The 14,325-nt window shown below is 71.4% G+C and carries 15 protein-coding genes; 7 read left to right on the forward strand and 8 right to left on the reverse strand.

The window, feature by feature from the left end; all coding sequences use genetic code 11:
* Positions 1-15 precede the first annotated feature (15 nt).
* Entirely contained in the window at positions 16-1,785 is a 1,770-nt protein-coding gene (locus OG430_RS40355) for a substrate-binding and VWA domain-containing protein (protein ID WP_327357624.1), read from the reverse strand.
* A gap of 196 nt (positions 1,786-1,981) precedes the next feature.
* On the opposite strand from OG430_RS40355, the gene OG430_RS40360 reads away from it, so the two are divergent.
* Positions 1,982-2,761, forward strand: coding sequence for a CPBP family intramembrane glutamic endopeptidase (locus OG430_RS40360; protein WP_327357625.1), 780 nt, complete (start codon positions 1,982-1,984; stop codon positions 2,759-2,761).
* 122 nt (positions 2,762-2,883) lie between these two features.
* Here the strand turns inward: OG430_RS40360 and OG430_RS40365 are convergent, their stop codons facing one another.
* Positions 2,884-3,696, reverse strand: coding sequence for a PhzF family phenazine biosynthesis protein (locus OG430_RS40365; protein ID WP_327357626.1), 813 nt, complete (start codon positions 3,694-3,696; stop codon positions 2,884-2,886).
* A 214-nt stretch (positions 3,697-3,910) separates the two neighbouring features.
* Here OG430_RS40365 and OG430_RS40370 point away from each other — a divergent pair, with 214 nt between their 5' ends.
* On the forward strand, positions 3,911-4,540 hold the full coding sequence (locus OG430_RS40370) for a PadR family transcriptional regulator (RefSeq protein ID WP_327357628.1): 630 nt from the start codon (positions 3,911-3,913) through the stop codon (positions 4,538-4,540).
* A gap of 118 nt (positions 4,541-4,658) precedes the next feature.
* On the opposite strand, the gene OG430_RS40375 is transcribed toward OG430_RS40370, so the two are convergent.
* Both OG430_RS40375 and OG430_RS40380 read right to left on the reverse strand, forming a co-directional pair.
* The gene (locus tag OG430_RS40375; RefSeq protein ID WP_327357629.1) at positions 4,659-5,087 is read right to left on the reverse strand and encodes a type II toxin-antitoxin system Rv0910 family toxin; all 429 of its coding nucleotides are present in this window, start codon (positions 5,085-5,087) and stop codon (positions 4,659-4,661) included.
* Positions 5,088-5,206: 119 nt separating this feature from the next.
* Complete coding sequence (locus OG430_RS40380) at positions 5,207-5,392, reverse strand: hypothetical protein (RefSeq protein WP_327359441.1); 186 nt, start codon at positions 5,390-5,392, stop codon at positions 5,207-5,209.
* Between the two features lie 382 nt (positions 5,393-5,774).
* On the opposite strand from OG430_RS40380, the gene OG430_RS40385 reads away from it, so the two are divergent.
* The 3 genes from OG430_RS40385 to OG430_RS40395 all read left to right on the forward strand — a co-directional run bounded on the left by OG430_RS40385 (position 5,775) and on the right by OG430_RS40395 (position 8,834).
* On the forward strand, positions 5,775-6,290 hold the full coding sequence (locus OG430_RS40385; protein WP_327357630.1) for a Clp protease N-terminal domain-containing protein: 516 nt from the start codon (positions 5,775-5,777) through the stop codon (positions 6,288-6,290).
* 326 nt (positions 6,291-6,616) lie between these two features.
* Positions 6,617-7,693 carry an EamA family transporter gene (locus OG430_RS40390; protein ID WP_327357631.1) on the forward strand — a complete coding sequence of 359 codons (1,077 nt, stop codon included), beginning with the start codon at positions 6,617-6,619 and terminating at the stop codon, positions 7,691-7,693.
* Between the two features lie 178 nt (positions 7,694-7,871).
* Positions 7,872-8,834, forward strand: a complete 963-nt coding sequence (locus OG430_RS40395) for a DMT family transporter (protein ID WP_327359442.1) — start codon at positions 7,872-7,874, stop codon at positions 8,832-8,834.
* Positions 8,835-8,962: 128 nt separating this feature from the next.
* Here OG430_RS40395 and OG430_RS40400 read toward each other — a convergent pair whose 3' ends face one another.
* Positions 8,963-9,619 (reverse strand): FMN-binding negative transcriptional regulator, encoded by a 657-nt coding sequence (locus OG430_RS40400; protein WP_327357632.1) that lies wholly within the window; start codon positions 9,617-9,619, stop codon positions 8,963-8,965.
* Entirely contained in the window at positions 9,619-10,311 is a 693-nt protein-coding gene (locus tag OG430_RS40405; RefSeq protein ID WP_327357633.1) for a pyridoxamine 5'-phosphate oxidase family protein, read from the reverse strand. Before OG430_RS40405 ends, OG430_RS40400 begins: the two co-directional genes overlap by 1 nt.
* 35 nt (positions 10,312-10,346) lie before the next feature.
* On the opposite strand from OG430_RS40405, the gene OG430_RS40410 reads away from it, so the two are divergent.
* On the forward strand, positions 10,347-11,678 hold the full coding sequence (locus OG430_RS40410; RefSeq protein ID WP_327357634.1) for an aminotransferase class I/II-fold pyridoxal phosphate-dependent enzyme: 1,332 nt from the start codon (positions 10,347-10,349) through the stop codon (positions 11,676-11,678).
* 72 nt (positions 11,679-11,750) lie between these two features.
* Here the strand turns inward: OG430_RS40410 and OG430_RS40415 are convergent, their stop codons facing one another.
* On the reverse strand, positions 11,751-12,761 hold the full coding sequence (locus tag OG430_RS40415; protein ID WP_327357635.1) for a DMT family transporter: 1,011 nt from the start codon (positions 12,759-12,761) through the stop codon (positions 11,751-11,753).
* A gap of 38 nt (positions 12,762-12,799) precedes the next feature.
* On the opposite strand from OG430_RS40415, the gene OG430_RS40420 reads away from it, so the two are divergent.
* Positions 12,800-13,723, forward strand: a complete 924-nt coding sequence (locus OG430_RS40420; RefSeq protein WP_327357636.1) for a LysR family transcriptional regulator — start codon at positions 12,800-12,802, stop codon at positions 13,721-13,723.
* A 76-nt stretch (positions 13,724-13,799) separates the two neighbouring features.
* Here the strand turns inward: OG430_RS40420 and OG430_RS40425 are convergent, their stop codons facing one another.
* Positions 13,800-14,270 carry a pyridoxamine 5'-phosphate oxidase family protein gene (locus OG430_RS40425; protein WP_327357637.1) on the reverse strand — a complete coding sequence of 157 codons (471 nt, stop codon included), beginning with the start codon at positions 14,268-14,270 and terminating at the stop codon, positions 13,800-13,802.
* Positions 14,271-14,325: the final 55 nt, after the last annotated feature.

Here is a 14,325-nt window from a genome sequence, read left to right on the forward strand (position 1 = left end):
TGCCCGGACGGGCCGTCAGCTCTGGCCGGCCGCCATGATGGCCTTCAGAATGACGGCCTGGATCTGGGCCGGGTCGTCGATCTGCTGGCCCGAGCCTCCGGTCGCCTTGGCCAGCTGCTTGACCTCTTCCTTGTCCGAGTCCGGGCCCACCGCGATCGCGATGATCGGGACCGGGCGGTTCGGGTCGGACAGCGTCTTCAGCTGGGCCACGAGCGCGCTGCGCGAGATCGATCCCGGATCGTCGTTGGCGCCGTCGGTGAGGATGACCAGGGAGTTGAACTTGCCCTTCACGTAGGAGGACTGGGCCTGCTTGTACGCGGCGAGCGTGGTGTCGTACAGGCCCGTCGCCCCGCCGACGACCGGCTCCAGCTTGCCGAACTCATTGGTCAGGCGCGCACGCTGGGACTCGCCTCCCACCCGGTCGCCGAGACGCTTGGTGGGCGCCATCTCGCGGTAGTCGCGATTGCCGTCGAGCTTGGTGGAGAACCGCCACAGGCCCACCTCGTCCTCGTCCGTGAAGCGGCCGAGCGCCGCTATCAGCGAGGACTTGGTGACTTGGAGGCGGGACTGGCCGCGTCCGGGCACCGTCTGGCCCATGGAGCCCGAGACGTCGACGACGACGGAGAGCCGCGCGCTCTGCACGGTGATCGTCCACATGCCGAGGGTCTCGTCGAGCTGTTTGGGCGACGGAGCCTCGGCCGACGCCGAGGCGAAGGGCTGCGGCTCACGTCCGCCGGCCGCCGAGATCAGCTGGTCGGACGGCTCGTGGCTGCCGGTGCGAAAGCCGTGCTTGCGCAGGATCTGCTGGCCCGCATCCTCACCGAGCAACGTCATGAAGCGCAGCGCGGCCCGGCTCTCGTCCGTGCTCAGCCTGACCTCGTCGACCAGGGCGAAGGGGTAGTCGAGCTGCGGTGCGCCGTCCTTGGGGTAGAAGAGCTCGAGGCTGCCGTCCTTGCCTGCCTGCGCGTTGTGGGTGAAGGCCGCCTGTTCCGACACGACCAGGGCCTGGTTGCGGCGCGGATTGCCCTGCTCCGTGCCGGAGTCGTCGCGGGCCAGCGTCTCCAGGGCCTGTGCGTCGCTGTCCGAGGTGCGCTGCGCCAGCATCTCGGCCGTCGCCGCCACCTGGGTTTCGGCGCCCTTGCCGCCGGCCTGCTCGGCGGAGGCGGCGATGCTCGTCAGGGCGAGCAGGCCGGAGGCGCTGCGCGCCGGGTCGGCGGCGCCCAGGCGGAGCTTGTCCTTGGAGGTGGCCGCGGCCGTCAACTCGGCCCAGGTGTACTTCTTGTCCGGCCAGCCGAGGGACTTGGCGGCGGAGGGGATCATGCCCATCGTGACCGGGCTGGAGGCGATGTTGCCGACGGACGTGACCGGTACGTCGCCGCCGCCCAGGCCGGCGCGGTCCACCCACAGGTCGGAGTCCGGCACCCACACCTCGTACTCGGACGCGCCGCCGCCCGAGCGCAGGGAGTCGGCGACCTTGAACGCCTCGCGTGCGGTGACGCGTACATCCAGACAGCGGCCGTCGGACGTGACGTCCTCGTCGTGTGTGTAGTCCGCGGCGGACTTCAGCGCCGGGGCCATGTCCGGCGAGGCGACCACGTCGATGCGCACCGCGTCCTTGCCGCAGCCGGATTCGAAGGCGAGGAGGCCGCTGCGGACGGCGACGGCCGTGCCGGTCGCGACGCCGAGTACGAGGACCGTCGCGATGGCCACAGTCCGGCGGCGTGCCCGCGGGCTCGGCCGCGACCCGTCTGTCGCGTGCCGGTCGGGCATGTTGTGACGTCCCATGGCGGTAGTGCCCCTCCCCAGATGAGCAAGTCAAGAGAAACAAGGAAAAGGGGGTGTACGCCGCTTTGTGGCGTACTGTCCCCCTCGGCTTGTCGCGCAAGATCTTCGTACCTGCATTCGAGACCCTAGCGGGGGGAGGATGGCGATGAGGCGCGATTGAACAACTGAGCGCAGGTGTGCGGGCAAAGGCGGGCAAGTGGCTGAATCTTTCTCTGGTGAGCGGCTCTCACGGCGGATCTTCCGGGACGAGACGCTGCTCGTTCTGGCCGTTTCGCTCGGTGCGAGCGGGGTGTCCGCGCTGATCAGCTTTGTCGGTTCCCTCACCAAACCCGGTGGTCTGAAGGATCAGGCGGCGACCCTCAACGCGTCGGCCGCGCCGGGCCGTCCGTGGCTTGATCTTGCCTGGCAATTGTTCGGCATTACGACCGCTTTGGTCCCCGTCGCGCTCGTGGCCCACCTGCTCGTACGGGAGGGCGCCGGGCTGCGCTCGATCGGCTTCGACCGGACCCGGCCGTGGCCCGACCTGGGGCGCGGGACGCTGATCGCGGCGGGCATCGGGAGCACCGGGATCGCGTTCTATCTGGCGGCCCGGGCGCTGGGGTTCAACCTCACGGTGGTGCCGGAGGCGTTGCCCGACGTGTGGTGGAAGTTCCCTGTCCTCGTGCTGTCTGCCGTGCAGAACTCGGTGGTCGAGGAAGTCATCGTCGTCGGGTATCTGCTGCGCCGGCTCGACCAGTTGGGGTGGTCGCCGATGGCGGCGATGGCGGGGAGCTCCGTGCTGCGTGGCTCTTACCACCTGTATCAGGGCATCGGCGGGTTCATCGGGAACATGGTGATGGGCGTCGTCTTCGTCTTCCTGTACCGGCGTTGGGGCCGGGTCGGGCCGCTGGTGGTGGCCCATGCGCTGCTCGACATCGGGGCGTTCGTCGGGTACGCGCTGCTTGCCGGGAAGGTGGGGTGGCTCCCGACCGCGTGAGGCGGTGCGGTGGCGGCTGGGCGGCTGCCGCGGCGTGGAACGACTGTGGGGGCGTACGGGATTCTCGTACGCCCCCTTTGTCATGCGCGGTTGTCCTGCGCCGTTGCCCCGCGCGGGAGGGGTCAGGCCAGCAGCTCGCCGTCGACGGTGGTGACGGCGTGGCCGGTGAGCAAGGTGCGTTCGCCGCGCAATGACGTGCCGACGAGGCCCGTGCGGGCCGAGGCCTGCAGGCCGGTCAGGTCGTCGCTGCCCAGGCGCGGGGACCAGTACGGGGCGAGCGCGGTGTGGGCGCTGCCGGTGACCGGGTCCTCGTCGATGCCGACCCGGGGGAAGAAGCCCCGGGACACGAAGTCGTAGCCGCGCGTGGGGTCTTCGGCGCGGGCGGTGGCGATGATGCCCCGTTCGGAGTGCTGGACCAGGGCCTTGTGGTCGGGGGTGAGGGCGCGGACCGTCTTCTCGTCGGCGAGTTCGATCAGCAGGTCGCCGCAGTGCGGTCCCGTGTCGTACGTCGCCACCGGCTCGGCACCGAGCGCCTCGGCCACGCCTGCGGGGATCTCGACCTCGGTGAGCGGGGCGGTCGGGAAGTCGAGGGTGATCGAGCCGTCCTCGTTCGCGGTCGCGGTGAGGATTCCGGCCGCGCGGGTGGCGAAGCGGATGGTGCCGCGGGCCGCGCCCGTGGATCTGAGGATGTGCGCGGTGGCCAGCGTGGCGTGGCCGCAGAGGTCCACCTCGGTTGCCGGGGTGAACCAGCGCAGCGCCCAGTCGGCCTCGCCGCCAGCGGGGAGCGGGTGGGCGAAGGCGGTCTCGGCGTGGTTGACCTCGGTCGCCACCTGCTGGAGCCAGCTGTCCGCAGGGAAGGTGTCGAGGAGTACGACCCCGGCCGGGTTGCCGGCGAAGGGGCGGTCGGTGAAGGCGTCGACGATTCGGATCCGCATGTCACCGACGGTAGGTCGACTGCGAAGGCGCAGGCCAAGGCCAATTTCGGATATCTGGCCCGGTTCTCTTCGGGGCGGGCTGTGGGGCGGGCTGTCGGTCGGGGGTTGCCAGCCGAACAGTTCCGATATATCGTTGAGCCATCGCGAACGGTCAAAGATCGACCGCGATAGAACTTCCATCAATCAATGACAACACTGAGAGGACGTGGTTGCCATGCGCACCCATGGACACGAACACGAGCATGGTTTTGGACGTCGTGGACCCGGCGGTCCCGGCCCGCGCGGCCGAGGCGAGCGGGGCGACTTCGAGGGGCGTCGCGGCGCCTTCGGTCCCTTCGGGCCCGGCTTCGGCGGACCCGGCGGCGGCCCCTGGGGCGGACGTGGTCGCGGCGGCGGTCGCGGCAGGGCGCGACGGGGCGACGTACGCGCGTCGATCCTCGCCCTGCTGAAGGACCGGCCGATGCACGGCTACGAGATGATCCAGGAGATCGCCGAGCGCAGCGGCGGGGCGTGGAAGCCCAGCCCGGGATCGGTCTACCCGACCCTGCAGCTCCTGGAGGACGAGGGCCTGATCACCAGTGAGAGCGAGGGCGGCAAGAAGCTGTTCGCACTCACCGACGCCGGCCGCACCGCGGCCGACGAAGGCCCGGACGCGCCCTGGGAGGACGCCGGTCGCGGCATCGACTGGGAGACGGCCAACGAGATCCGGCAGGCCGGCTTCGGCCTGATGGAGGCGTTCGGCCAGGTCTGGAAGACCGGCTCGACCGAGCAGCGCCAGAAGGCGCTCACGGTCGTCAACGACGCCCGCAAGAAGCTGTATCTGATCCTCGCCGATGAGGACTGAGGCCGGCCGGGCCGCGCCCGGGCCGACCGACGAGGACGCGACGGCGCCCCGCGTGATGCACGCGGGGCGCCGTCGTCATGTGCGACCCGGGGTGGGTGCGTAGGCCAAAGGTCGTTCGTCAGCCCATCAGGCCGTTGAACTTGCGCAGCGACTCGTTCAGGGCGGCCGTCGCCGAGTCCTTCAGCTTGCCTGCCATCAGGGACACGGCCGCGCCGGTGAACTCGCCGTCGATGCGCAGCGTGGTCGCCTCGCCGTCGGCGATCAGCGTGTACTTGGTGCCGACGTTGACCCCCATCGGGCCCTTGCCACGAATGGCGAACGTACTGTTCGTCTCCAGCTCCTCCACGGTCCAGGTGACCTCCGCGGGGAAGCCCATCAGCTTCATGTTCTCCTCGAAGGTGCCGCCCTTTTCCAGCGAAGTGGGGGCGCCCTTGGGGAACCCGGTGTGGGTGGTGCTCCACTCGCCGTACAGGGAGAGGTCCGTGAGCTTTGACCAGACCTTCTCGGCGGGCGCCTCGATGCGTGCTTCCGCGCTCACTTCGGCCATGCGACCACCCCTTCTCGTCGGGCGCTGCGGCGTCCGCGCAGCTACGGTGTCGCGGAACGTAGTCGTGGGGCCCGGAAGTTACAAGACTGACGACCCGTCAGGAATTGTGGAGCTGCGGCTCAGGGTTGGTGTGCGGGGCCGATGCGGCGTATGACCGCCGCGTCGAAGAGGTCGGAGGCGCGCGGGAACCGGGCCTCGTCGTGGCAGTGCCACGCCTCCCAGAACAGGTCCGCGAGCAGGGCGTCGGCCGGCGCGTAGACGCGGTACACATATTGCTTGCCGTCGATGGCGGGCAGGGAGACCAGCCAGCAGTCGTATTCCTCGCGAGTCCGGGCAGGTCGCGCCGCCGGGCGGGCGGTGCGAGGCGGTCCGGGCGGCATGGGTCGTGGTCCTTCGGGCAGGCGGGCGGCGTGCGGGGCCCGGGTGTGGGCGTTGTCCGGGTACGGGTGTTGGACCCGGGTGCGGGCCTTGCGTACGGATTGCTCGGGTGTCCGGTGGGACGAGCGCCATGGGTGTCGTGGTTGCGCAGGGGGAGCGAAGCAAGGCGGCGCGCGCCCCTCGGTTCGGATCGGCGCGATCTCATCCGTAAGGAGGAGAACTCGTACATGAATGCCCAACCTGCGTGGGACGCCCGAATGCTTCCCGGCGGGGATGTTTCCGGCCCCGGATGCTGATGGGGTGGGGGATGTGCAGAGTTCCACCCGGCCGAGCGCACGAACCGGTCAAGACCACCCCGAACCTGACGCGCAGCTCAGTGCCGAGCTGGCCGCGGTGGTCGCCGGTGCGCGCAGGCGGGCGGTGCGTGGTGGGGACGGGCAGATCGACACCGCGCACCTGCTGCACTCCCTTCTCGAGTACGAGCCCGCGGTGCGGGACGTCTTCAGTCGCGTGGGCGGCGGCGACCAAGTGGCCCGGTTGCTCGGGTATCTCGTGCAGCGCAGCATCGGCTACGGGTTGAGGTGGCAGGGCACCGTCGAGGATTCCGGTGCGGTGCCCGTCGTGCGGGAGGCGGCCGGGTGGTCGCCTGCGGCGGCTTCCGCGATGTCGGCGGCGCTTTTGCTTGCGCGGGGGCGGGGGGATGTGCGGGCGTCGGGGCTTGATCTTTTGGCGGCGCTTGTGAGGGATGGGGAGTGTCGGGCGGTTGAGGTGCTTCGACGGGGTGGGGTTGAGGCGGGGGATGTTGTGCGCGGGATCGCGGGCTAGCTGTGTTGCGGGTTGCTGCAGGTCGGGCTCGGAGGGTGTGGGTCGGGTGTGGTTGAGGTCGCGGGGGCGCTGCCCCCGGGCCCCCGCTCCTGGCCGGAGGGGCTGATTTTTCCCCTCCCCGCCCCTTCCCGTAAGGCTGCCGCCGGCTTCAAAAGATTGTCCTCAAACGCCGGACGGGCTGAAGGGAAGCGCCGGACGGGCTGAGGGGATGTGTCGGGCGGGTTGAGGATGCTGGGTTCGTGAGGCGGTGCGGGTTGCGTCTCGGGGGGTGAGATGTCAGGGGTATCGGGGGTGACGGTCATGACGGTGGCTGGCATGATGTGGCGGTGTCCAAGGCTCAGGGGATTCAGGGGAATCCGGTAAAGACGACGCGCGGGTTCGGGCTGGGGCTTGCCCTGGTGTCGGCTCTCGCCTTCGGTGGTTCCGGTGTCGCGGCCAAGCCGCTGATCGAGGCGGGGCTCGACCCGCTGCATGTCGTGTGGCTCAGGGTCGCGGGTGCCGCCCTTGTGATGCTGCCGTTCGCCTGGCGCCATCGCCGACTGGTGGTGGACAGGCCCGCGTTGCTCGTCGGGTTCGGGCTCTTCGCCGTCGCCGGTGTGCAGGCTTGCTACTTCGCCGCGATCTCCCGCATCCCGGTGGGCGTCGCCCTGCTCATCGAGTACTTCGGGCCCGCCCTGGTGCTCGGCTGGATCCGGTTCGTGCAGCGACGCAGGGTCTCGGGGGCCGCCGCGGTCGGTGTCGTCCTCGCGGTGGGCGGGCTCGCCTCGGTGGTCGAGGTGTGGTCCGGGCTGAGCTTCGACGCGATCGGGGTGCTGCTCGGCCTCGGCGCGGCCGTCTGCCAGGCCGGTTACTTCATCCTGGGCGACCATGACGGCGATGCGGGGGCCGAGGCGCCGAATCCGCTCGGGGTCATCTCGTACGGACTCCTCATCGGCACCGTCGTCCTGACCGTCATCGCCCGGCCCTGGGGCATGGAATGGTCCGTGCTCACGGGCACCGCGAGCATGGACGGCACCGAGGTCGCGGGGCTGCTGCTGCTCGGCTGGATCGTGCTCATCGCGACCGTTCTCGCGTACGGCACCGGCGTCTTCTCCGTGCGCAGGCTCTCGCCGCAGGTCGCCTCGGTGGTGTCCTGCCTCGAAGCGGTCGTGGCCACCGTGCTGGCCTGGATCATGCTCGGCGAACATCTCGCGGCGCCCCAGATCGTGGGCGGCGGCCTGGTGTTGCTGGGCGCGCTGATCGCGCAGTCCGCGACGCCGGGCAAGTCGCCCTCCGAGCCGGTCGCTTCAGGACCGATCGCTTCCGGGCCGGAGCCGGATGGCACCGTGGCGGCCGAGGGTGCGCTTCGGGGCGAGGGCGATGCGGTGAATGACACGTTGTCCGCCGCCCGGCCCACCGCATAGGATCGTGATCATGCATTCCCACGCACTCGTGCTTCCGCCTCCTGCCGCGTAACGCGGGCGGCCACACCTACGCAGACCGGGCTCGGGCAGTACCCGAGCGGGTTCCGGCTGCCCGCAGACGACAGTCATCCATTCCTGTCATCCGCGGAGAAGTCACGTGTCGAACGCGTCGAATGTGTTGTCCAGCCATGGCTCATCGGAGTCAACTGCCCTGCCCGTCCTGTCCGTCGGGCGCGGCCTGCTCTATCTGATCGTCGCCGGCGCCGCCTGGGGCACCGCCGGTGCGGCCGCCTCCCTGGTGTTCAGCGCCAGTGACCTCGGGCCCCTGTCCCTGTCCTTCTGGCGGTGCGCGGGCGGTCTCGCCCTGCTGCTCGCCGTGGGCGCGCTGCGCCGGCGGCGGGCCGTGGGCGGGCGCGTACGAGTGGGTCGCGTCGTCGTCCTCGGAGTCGCGCTCGCCGTCTTCCAGACCGCCTACTTCGCCGCCGTGCAGCTGACGGGGCTCGCGGTCGGCACCGTCGTCACGCTGGGCGCCGGGCCCGTGCTCATCGCGCTCGGGGCGCGGCTCGCGCTGGGCGAGCGGCTGGGGCGGGGCGGTCTTGCCGCGGTCGTCGGGGCGCTTGCCGGTCTTGCCGTCCTGGTCCTGGGGGACGACGGTGCGTCGGTGCGGCCGACGGGTGTCGTCCTCGCGCTGCTCTCCGCGGCCGGGTATGCGCTGATGACGCTGCTGACCCGATGGTGGGGACGTGACGGCGCGGGCGCCGACGCGTACGCCACCACCGTGTGGACCTTCGGGGTCGCCGCCGTCTGCCTGCTGCCGCTGGGCATGGCCGAGGGGCTGCTGCCGCACACCGAGCAAGTGGGGCTCGTGCTATGGCTGTTGGTGTACGTCGCCGCCGTGCCGACGGCCCTCGCGTACGCCCTCTACTTCGCCGGAGCGGCGGCCGTACGGTCCGCCACCGTGTCCGTGATCATGCTGCTCGAACCGGTGAGCGCGGCGGTCATCGCCGTGACGGTCCTGGGGGAGCGGCTCACCGTGGCCACCGTGGCGGGGACGCTGCTCATGCTCGCGGCGGTCGCCGGACTCGCCGTGGCCGAGACGCGGGACGCGGCGGCGGCACGGCGGCGGGCCCTGCTCGGCTGAGGGCGCGGAACGCGACGGGTGGCCGTCCCCGGCTGAGGACGGCCACCCGTCGACTGCTCAATCGCCCTGCACGCGCGCGTAGTGGCCCATGTGGCTTCACGCGCGCGTGCCTCGCGCGCGGGGTGCTGTCAGGTCGCGCTTGCCGCGTCCCTGTGGCGCTGCTGCTGTCGCCCCGCGGCCAGGTCCAGTGCGCCGCCCCGGGCGGCCAGGCCCTCGGCGATCCGGTCCTGGATCTCTTGCGGCTTGTGCGTCGCGTACTTGAACTTCGCGCGTACGTCGGTGACTTCGAGCCGCAGCCCCCGGATGCCGGCGAGCAGCCGGCCGTGCGGCGCCTCGCCCAAGGCGGCCGGGGCGGTGCCGCCCTCCGGCTGGAAGTGGCCGACCTGGCGGTTGAGGAGTTCGGCCTTGGCCGCCGGATCGTCCACGAGATGGGCGGTGCAGCGCAGTTGGACCGCCGCGTAGAAGCTGGTCGGCACGCCGTGTGCGGACGGACCGTCCGGCGGTGCCTGCCACGGCCCCGGCACGAAGGCGTAGTCGTCCACCACGCTGAGCAGCACCTCGGGGTTCGTCTCCACTGCCGCCCAGAGCGGGTTGGGGCGGGCCAGGTGGGTCAGCACCTCCCCGTACGCGCCGCCGTGCCCGGCGACGTACGCGAAGTGCAGCGGCTGGACGTGCGGGGGTGCGCCGTCCAGGCCGTTCACCGCGAGCTGGCCGAAGTCGTGGGCGGCGAGCCAGTGCTGCCACTCGGCGTCGTCCTGCGGGGCGTCCCAGGGGTGGATGAGCATCACAAGGCCTTGAGGTAGTCCGGGAGTTCGATGCCCGGGGCGAGGTCCGCGGCGGGCACCGGGGCGGTGTAGCCGTGGGTCACCGGGACGACGCCCGCCCAGTGCGGGAGGTCCAAGTCCTCCGGGTCGTCGTCCGCGTCGTCGTCGCGGATCTTCGCCGAAACGTCGGTCAGGTCCAGGCGCAGCACGGCGGTGGCGGCCAGCTCCTTGGCGTTGGCGGGCCGCGAGTCCTTCGAGCGGCCGGCCACCACGTGCTCGACCAGGGCGTCCAGGGCCATGCGCTTCTCGTCGCGGTCCGTCACCGTGTGGGCGACGCCCTGGACCACCACCGAGCGGAAGTTGATCGAGTGGTTGAACGCGGACCTGGCAAGCACGAGACCGTCCATGTGCGTGACGGTCAGACACACCTTGAGCCCGGGGTCCGCCATGCCCGCCGCGCGCATCGGGCGGGAGCCCGTGGAGCCGTGCACATACAGGCGCTCTCCGACGCGGCCGTACAGCGTCGGCAGGACCACGGGGGCGCCGTCGCGTATGAACCCGAGGTGGCAGAGGTAGGCCGCGTCGAGAATCGCGTGCACCGACTCGCGGTCGTACGTGGCGCGGTCCCGGTAGCGGGCCGGGACGTTCCGGTCCGTGACGGGGTAGGCGTCCTGGCCCTCGGGGGTCGCGTGGGTGTCCTGCGCCGCGGTCATTGCGAACTCCATTGCACTAGTGCATACTCAATTTTGTGCTAGGAGAGTATCGGATCGCAGGGCGGCGCGCAGCAGAGATTGCCGCCAGTGTCGAGGGCGCGGTCGGCCGCGGAGACCTGGAACCCGGGCAACTGTTGCCGCCCATGCGGGAGTTGGCGACGGAGCTCGGGATCAATCCGAATACGGTCGCGGCCGCCTATCGCACCCTGCGCGAGCGCGGGGTGATCGAGACGGCGGGACGGCGCGGCAGCCGGGTACGGCCACGGCCCGCCAGCACCGCCCGGGAGCACATCCGGGTGGACGTTCCCGCAGGTGTGCGGGATGTGTCGAAGGGCAACCCGGATCCCGCGCTGCTGCCCTCGCTGATCGCGGCGCTCACCGCGGCGGCCGAGCGGAGCGACGAGAGCCCCGTGCAGTACGGGGAGGCCGCGGTGGCCCCCGAGTTGGCCCGTCTCGCCCGTGCCGCCTTCGACGCGGAGGGCGTCCCCGACGGGCCGATCGCCGTGACCTCGGGGGCCCTTGACGCCATCGAGCGCGTCCTCGCCGCCCATCTCAAGCCGGGCGATGCCGTCGCCGTCGAGGACCCGGGCTTCGGCAGCCTCCTCGACCTGATCTCGGCCGTCGGGCTGCGGCCCGTCCCGGTCGGCGTCGACGACGAGGGGCCGCTGGCCGACGACGTCGAGCGGGTGCTGCGCGACGGGGCGCGGGCCCTGATCGTCACCGACCGCGCGCAGAACCCGACCGGGGCCGCGGTGAGCGGCGCGCGGGCGCGTGCCCTGCGTTCCGTCCTCGCCGCCCATCCGGAAGTGCTGCTCATCGAGGACGACCACGGGCACGGCATCGTCGACCAGGTGCTGCATCCCCTGGCCGAGGGGCGGGACCGCTGGGCCTTCGTGCGCTCGGTCGCCAAGGCGTACGGGCCGGACCTGCGGCTCGCCGTGCTCACGGGCGACGCCCTCACCCTCGACCGGGTGGGCGGCAGGCAGCGCCTCGGGCCGGGGTGGGTGAGCCGGCTGCTGCAGGACGCGGTGGTGCATCTGTGGTCGTCGGGGGCGGTGGATCCGCGCGCGGTCGCGGGGGAGTACGGCAAGCGCCGGGACGCCCTGATCGGGGCGCTCGCGGAGCGCGGGATCGCGGCGTACGGACGCAGCGGGCTCAATGTGTGGGTGCCCGTGCCCGACGAGACGGGGGCCGTGTCGCGGCTGCTGCACGCGGGGTGGGCGGTGGTGCCGGGGGCGCGGTTCCGGATGAGCGCGCCACCCGGGGTGCGGATCACCGTGTCCCTGCTGGGAGTTGACGACATGCAGCCGCTGGCCGATGCCGTCGCGGCTGCGGTGGGGCCCGGGGCCGGGCGCCGGTATGTGTGAGGGCTGAGCTCAACGCGGCCGCAGCCACGCGCGTGTGTGCGTTGTGCACCCGCGCGTGCCGTCGATTTGCTCTCAGGTCCGGGAGCGCGCCTTCGACTGGGACAGTGCGGCCCCCGCGATGACGATCAGCGCGCCCACCGGCATCGACCAGGTCAGCGCCTCGCCGAGCACGGCCGCGCCCGCCGCCGTGGCGATCACCGGGATGAAGTACGTGACCATCTGGCCGGTCGTCGGCCCGACCTCCGCCACCAGGCCGTACTGCAACAGCAGTCCAAGGCCGGTGCCCAGGGCGCCGAGAGCGAGCACGGCGAGCAGGGGCACGACCGGGATCCGGGTGGGCATCGAGGTGAACAGCGGGGTCACCACCGCCAGTTGGACCGTCGCGACCAGCAGCTGGCCGCTCATCATGGAGAGGTGGGAGTTCGAGGTGCCGGCCAGCGTGCGGCGGACGTAGATCCAGCCGATCGGGTAGCTCAGCGAGGCCAGCAGGGCCATGGCCGTGCCACCGAAGTCCAGGCCGTGGAAGCCCTGCCAGGCGCCGAGCACCGTCAGCACGCCGATGAACCCGAGCCCGAGCCCCGCGACGCGGCGCCGGGTGGGCCGGTCCTCGGACAGCGCGACCATCGACAGCGCCATGCCCCACAGCGGCGACGTGGCGTTGCAGATCCCGGCGAGCGCGGACGGAATCGTCAGCTCCGCGTACGCGAACAGCGAGAACGGCAGCGCGTTCAGCAGGAACGCCGCGACCGTCAGATGCCCCCAGGTGCGCACTCCCCGAGGCAGCCGGTCCCGCTTGACCAGGAGCGCCACGGCCAGTACCGCCGTGCCGAACAGCAGCCGCCCGAAGGTGACTTGGAACGGTGCGAAGCCGTGCGTGCCGACCTTGATGAGCAGAAAGCTGAAGCCCCAGATCAGGGAGAGGACCGCGAAGCGGATCCGCCAGTCCAGGGAGGTGCGGCGCGGCGCCGGCTCCGACGCCGGGGGTGCGGTCGGGGTGGATGCGGAGGCCGTGGAGGAGGGTGCGGGGGCGGCGACTGGCGTGGTCATGACCCCAACGATGGCGCAGTCCATTTCGTAGAACAAGCGAGATTAATTACGAGGGATCGCTTAGCATTGCTTACATGTTGAACCTGGAGCGCCTGCGCACCCTCGACGCCCTGGCCCGGCACGGCTCGGTCAGCGGTGCCGCCGCCGGCCTGCACGTGACGACCTCGGCCGTGTCCCAGCAGATGACCAAGCTGGAGCGCGAAGTCGGCCAGCAGCTGCTCGCCAAGAACGGCCGCGGGGTGCGGCTCACCGACGCGGGCCGGCTCCTCGCCGAGCACGCGGAGCGGATCCTGTCGCAGGTCGAGCTGGCCCAGTCCGACCTGGAGGCGCAGCGCGGCCAGGCCGTCGGCGAGCTGCGGATCGGCGCGTTCCCCACGGCGGCGCGCGGCCTGTTCCCCGTCGCGCTCGCCGCCCTGCGTGCCGGGCATCCCGGACTGCGCGTGCGCTCCCAGGAGTTGGAGCCCGAGGACGGCGTCCGGGCCGTGCTCCGGGGCGATCTGGACCTGGCCGTCGTGCTCGACTGGTACGACAAGCCGCTGCCCGTGTCGGAAGGCGTCGCCAAGGCCTCGCTGCTCGACGACCCGGCGGATGTGATGCTGCCCGCCGGGCACCCGCTCGCGGGGCGCGCGGAGATCGACCTCGAGGAACTCGCCGACGACGACTGGATTTCCTGGCCGGAGGGCGCGTACTGCCAGAGCTGGCTGATGTACACGCTGCGGGCCAAGGACATCGAGCCGCGCATCTGCCACTACGCGGAGGAGCACCACACCCAACTCGCCCTGGTGGCCGCCGGTCTCGGCGTCTGCGTCACGCCGCGACTCGGGCGGGGGGTGCTGCCGCCGGCGGTCAGCGTGGTGCGGGTGCGGCAGAGCATGAAGCGTCATGTGTACGTGGTGTGGCGCGCGGACGCCGACCGCCGGCCCTCGATCCGGGCGGCGGTCGACGCGTTGCGGGGCGCGGGGGCACTCGTGGGGGATGGAGATCTGCCCAGGGGGTGATCCGTGAGGGCGAGCCCTCACGGCGGAGTGAACCGTGAGGCAAGCCCTGACGGAGCAGTGATCCGTGAGCCAAGCCCTAGCGGAGCACCGTGAGCTTGCGGAAGTCCCACGAGGCGATCGAGTCCGGCGTCAGACGGGCCCAGGCGTGCCGGCCGTCGTGCGGCATGGTGTCCATCCCGAAGTTCTTGCGCGCGAACACCCGCTCCGGTTCCTCGAGTTCGGGGCACGGCTCCCCGGTGCGCGGGGCCTCGCCCACGAACTCCACCGTCCCCGAGAGCTCCACGCCGCGCAGCTCGCCGTACTCCTCGCCGGAGTCGATCACCACCGCGATCCGCTGGTCCCGGCGCAGATCGGCCCAGCGCTTGCTGCGCGTGATCGAGTACAGCCACAGCGAGCTGCCGTCCCAGGTGAACCACAGCGTGCTCGCGTGCGGGGCGCCGTCGGCCGAGATCGTGGCGACCCGGCAGGTGCGCTGTTCGGTGAGGAAGGCGTCCAGTTCGTCGGGCGTCATCATGATCTTGCGGCCCCTGCGCTGTGTGACGGACATGCTCTCCCCTTGTGGCGACGTACGGCGACGGCCCGGCGCGAACCAGGTTCTGACT

The organism is Streptomyces sp. NBC_01304 (assembly GCF_035975855.1).
Taxonomy (GTDB): Bacteria; Actinomycetota; Actinomycetes; order Streptomycetales; family Streptomycetaceae; genus Streptomyces.

What these genes read in the sequence shown, in the direction of transcription:
- OG430_RS40355 (WP_327357624.1), bottom strand. Translation starts at nt 1,785, where the DNA reads ATGGGACGTCACAACATGCCCGACCGGCACGCGACAGACGGGTCGCGG.
- OG430_RS40365 (WP_327357626.1), bottom strand. Translation starts at nt 3,696, where the DNA reads ATGCGGATCCGAATCGTCGACGCCTTCACCGACCGCCCCTTCGCCGGC.
- OG430_RS40370 (WP_327357628.1), top strand. Translation starts at nt 3,911, where the DNA reads ATGCGCACCCATGGACACGAACACGAGCATGGTTTTGGACGTCGTGGA.
- OG430_RS40375 (WP_327357629.1), bottom strand. Translation starts at nt 5,087, where the DNA reads ATGGCCGAAGTGAGCGCGGAAGCACGCATCGAGGCGCCCGCCGAGAAG.
- OG430_RS40400 (WP_327357632.1), bottom strand. Translation starts at nt 9,619, where the DNA reads ATGCTCATCCACCCCTGGGACGCCCCGCAGGACGACGCCGAGTGGCAG.
- OG430_RS40405 (WP_327357633.1), bottom strand. Translation starts at nt 10,311, where the DNA reads ATGACCGCGGCGCAGGACACCCACGCGACCCCCGAGGGCCAGGACGCC.
- OG430_RS40420 (WP_327357636.1), top strand. Translation starts at nt 12,800, where the DNA reads ATGTTGAACCTGGAGCGCCTGCGCACCCTCGACGCCCTGGCCCGGCAC.
- OG430_RS40425 (WP_327357637.1), bottom strand. Translation starts at nt 14,270, where the DNA reads ATGTCCGTCACACAGCGCAGGGGCCGCAAGATCATGATGACGCCCGAC.